This window comes from Salinivibrio sp. MA427, assembly GCF_001996115.1.
GTDB classification, from domain to species: domain Bacteria; phylum Pseudomonadota; class Gammaproteobacteria; order Enterobacterales; family Vibrionaceae; genus Salinivibrio; species Salinivibrio costicola.
Genome location: NZ_MUFH01000301.1, coordinates 1 through 2,916, shown reverse-complemented (window position 1 = coordinate 2,916; position 2,916 = coordinate 1). Strand labels below are relative to the sequence as shown.

Sequence of the window (2,916 nt, the reverse complement as noted above, 5' to 3'; positions counted from 1 at the left end):
GATATGGGCTTTCCGGTGATTTTGGCCAGCATTGTGATTAGCGTGATCCCCGTAATTATTGCTTATCTGGTGGGGGCCTATGTGCTTAAAATGAACCGCGCCTTATTGTTTGGTGCGATTATTGGCGCACGCACCTGTGCCCCGGCGATGGATATGATCAATGAGCACGCGCGCAGTACCATTCCAGCACTGGGCTACGCGGGCACCTATGCGATTGCCAACGTGATCCTGACACTCGCCGGCACCTTAATGATTATTTTGGTGTAAGCCGTCGAAGAGAACGACGTCACGTCAGGCACAATTCAGCCAACAAAACTTATAATCAATGCGTCCAACCATGGGCGCTTTTTTGTTTTAAAGAGGCTTTTATGCAGGTATTGATTATTGAAGATGATTCGATTTTAAGTCATCACCTAAACACTGAGCTCACCGAGCTTGGGCACCATGTTCGCTGTGCCAAGACGGCGAGCGAGGGGCTGTATTTTGCCGATCAATACCCCAACGATATTGCCGTTGTTGATTTGGGCCTACCCGATCAAGATGGGATTAGCTTGATTCGGGACATTCGCGCCAAAGGCTTGCGCCTGCCTATTTTGGTGTTGACCGCACGGGCGAACTGGCAAGACAAAGTCACGGGTCTAGATGCTGGCGCTGATGATTACTTGGTTAAGCCGTTTCAAAAGCCGGAGCTGGTTGCCCGCCTCAATGCCTTGGTGCGCCGAAGTGCTGGTTTTGTCAAACCCACGATTACCGCCGGTGACATTGAGCTCGATTTGTTAGCCAAAGCGGTGACGGTGAACGGCCAGCCACTTGAGTTAACCGCGTTTGAGTATGATTTGTTTGAGTATTTGATGCGTCATAGCCGTGAGGTAATTTCCAAGCAGCGCTTGCTCGATGTGCTTTATCACGATCAAGATGGCGATCCGAACACCATTGAAGTGATGATCAGTCGCCTGCGCAAAAAGCTGCTCCAAAGCGGCCATAGCAACCCGATCTCGACCGTGCGAGGTCAAGGGTATCTTTTTGAAATTCAAGCTGAGTGAATCATGAAACTAGGCCAATTTACCTTGTGTCGTTGTCGACCAAGATTGCGCACCCGAGTGCTTGCGACGTCTATCGGTATCATACTGGTTTTTTCTATCGCCCTAGCCGCTTTAATTAATAAGCTCTATCAACAAAGCTCGATGGCCGCTTATTCTCGCGATCTGGCCTCACAAGTTCCCATGGTCATGGCGCAACTGAGTAAAGATGGATTGATTCGCGCCGATGAGCTCACGGCGTGGATCCAATCGCTGGATCCCTCTAGCAGCGACTATATGTCCGTTCTTTGTACGCGAGATAAACATACGCTTTGGACCTCCCGCGATGTTCGCGCCTTTGATATCGACGATATTTGCGCGCTGTTGCCTGATCTGACCAAAAAACCGCAGTACCTTTCTATTGCGGGCTTTAACGTGGTTGCTCAACGGCTGTCTTCCGATAAGCAACCTGGCGACAGTGATAACCGGCTGTTTGTGCTGCGCAACGTGGATATGCAAAAACAACAGTTAGCTGATTTAGAGACAGAGACCTGGTTTTATATCAGTTTGCTGTTTCTTTCGGCCTCTGCCATGGTAATCGCCGCCTGCCATTGGAGTTTTTCTCCGCTACGCCGATTGGCACGAGAGCTGATTGCGATTACCGAATCACGGCAAAAAACCTTGGACGATGATTATCCTGATGAGCTGCAAGATGTTACCCAAGCGCTTAACCGGATGATCACCCAACGCGAGAAGCAAAAAACGCGCTATCGTCACGCGATGGATGATTTGGCTCACAGTTTAAAAACGCGCTTGTCGGCCACCAACGCCTTGTTAGACGACAATCGCTTATCGCGTGAAGCACTGAACAAACGGATCCTAGAGCAAGTCAGCCAAATGGATGACATGGTGCAGTATCAACTAAAACGTGCGTTGGTGGGGCAATGTGGGTTAAAACGCGAAGATAGCCCACTGTCTGCGCCTATCGATAGCTTGGCCGGGATGTTAGATAAAGCGTATCGCGATAAACCGGTTAAAGTGATCCGCGCATTTGATCAACACGCCTCTTTGCCGATACACCACAGTGATTTGATGGAGTTACTCGGTAACTTGTTAGAAAATGCCTATCGATTCTGCCTTGAGCAAGTGAAAGTGCGCGTAGAGGATCAAGGCGAGGTGTTTCAGCTTATCATTGAAGATGACGGCCCTGGGGTGCCGGAGTGCTATCGAGAGAGCATATTTCAACGCGGCGTGCGCGCCGATCAACTGAACCCGGGCACCGGAATTGGCTTGGCCGTGTGCGATGAAATTATCGCTAGTTACGATGGTAACATTCATGTCACGGACTCGGTATTACAAGGCGCGGCATTTGTGTTGACTATTCCTAAGCGCTAAACGACAAAACGCAGCCTTAACGGGGCTGCGTTTTTTGTTGCGCGCTATCGCGCGTTTTTGTCGCTGGTGCGTTGGCGATATGGGTCGTTAGGGCTTAGTCGCCATCAGGATCGGCCAGCAAATCGTCTTTGGCTGCCATCATATATTGATACATCGACCAGTACGTTAGGCCTGCTGCGACATACAAAGCAATATACCCTAACCACTCAATCCAAGGGGCGCCATGCCACAACAGCATGGTCAGTGCGAACATTTGCGAGCCGGTTTTAAATTTACCTACCCAAGACACCGCGACACTGGCACGTTTACCGATTTCGGCCATCCATTCTCGCAATGCAGAAATAATCACTTCGCGCGCAATCATGGTGGCAGCGGGAATCGTGACCCAAATAGACGCATAGTGCTCGACAATCAACACCATGGCAATCGCCACCATCACTTTGTCCGCAACGGGATCGAGAAATGCGCCAAATCGAGTCGATTGTTTTAAACGGCGTGCTAA

The 2,916-nt window shown here is 50.1% G+C and carries 3 protein-coding genes and 1 pseudogene; 3 read left to right on the top strand and 1 reads right to left on the bottom strand.

Features of this window, described 5'->3' with window-relative positions:
• The 3 genes and pseudogenes from BZG79_RS13595 to BZG79_RS13585 all read left to right on the top strand — a co-directional run.
• A pseudogene (locus tag BZG79_RS13595) lies at positions 1-267 on the top strand (transporter); the annotation flags it as partial.
• A gap of 101 nt (positions 268-368) precedes the next feature.
• The gene (locus BZG79_RS13590; RefSeq protein WP_021024412.1) at positions 369-1,043 is read left to right on the top strand and encodes a response regulator; all 675 of its coding nucleotides are present in this window, start codon (positions 369-371) and stop codon (positions 1,041-1,043) included.
• A gap of 3 nt (positions 1,044-1,046) precedes the next feature.
• Entirely contained in the window at positions 1,047-2,414 is a 1,368-nt protein-coding gene (locus BZG79_RS13585) for an ATP-binding protein (protein WP_021024411.1), read from the top strand.
• A 94-nt stretch (positions 2,415-2,508) separates the two neighbouring features.
• Here the strand turns inward: BZG79_RS13585 and pgsA are convergent.
• Positions 2,509-2,916: CDP-diacylglycerol--glycerol-3-phosphate 3-phosphatidyltransferase (gene pgsA, locus BZG79_RS13580; RefSeq protein ID WP_077774666.1), on the bottom strand; the 408-nt coding region annotated here is incomplete at its 5' end.

Excerpts from the sequence above, each read along its gene's own strand:
- BZG79_RS13590 (WP_021024412.1), top strand. The coding sequence starts at position 369 with ATGCAGGTATTGATTATTGAAGATGATTCGATTTTAAGTCATCACCTA.
- BZG79_RS13585 (WP_021024411.1), top strand. The coding sequence starts at position 1,047 with ATGAAACTAGGCCAATTTACCTTGTGTCGTTGTCGACCAAGATTGCGC.